At 59.8% G+C, this 542-nt stretch carries 1 protein-coding gene; it reads left to right on the plus strand.

Annotated elements, in window-relative coordinates:
• Window positions 1-165 precede the first annotated feature (165 nt).
• Window positions 166-542, plus strand: a 377-nt coding sequence (locus EN780_RS40045) for a hypothetical protein (protein WP_210215127.1), incomplete at its 3' end; no start/stop codon positions are given.

Genomic DNA, 542 nt, shown 5'->3' on the forward strand with positions numbered 1-542 from the left:
GGCAACGGCCGCGGCCGAGGAAGGGGCGGAAAGCGCCCGTCCCGAAGGTGTCGCGCCCCAGGCATAATCTCCACAGCGATCGGTTCCGCCGCGATTTGGCGCTTCGGAGTTGAGCCCGAAATCGCTGCGCATGCGTAGCGAAGCGAATTGACATTATTACGGGCAATGACCGCTATCGTGGTTTCGGTATTTGAGTACGAGCGGCCGAAAGGGCGTCGGTTGGTTATGGGCAGCTTTCCATCAACCGGGGCCGAAACCGGACGGACCGCAGTCGGCCCCGGAGCGGCCATTTCTGAACTCCCGCACATTGGCTTTTCCAGCGCTAAACTGGCCTTGGGCGCCAGATGTTCCCGGTCTGTGCTCGAAAAGTCGCATAAAGGGCAGACTGGCACATGGAACTTGGGTCGCGAGGTGGAGCAAATGCGTTACGCAGGGTCGCAGAACGCGCAAGAGACATTGCAGGTCATCTATAATCGAGCTGTCGGCCCAGCCGACTTCCTATTCGTGCCAGTGAGCAATGGCAATCGTACCAGCGACAGCAC

The organism is Mesorhizobium sp. M4B.F.Ca.ET.089.01.1.1 (assembly GCF_004022605.1).
Lineage (GTDB): Bacteria > Pseudomonadota > Alphaproteobacteria > Rhizobiales > Rhizobiaceae > Mesorhizobium > Mesorhizobium abyssinicae.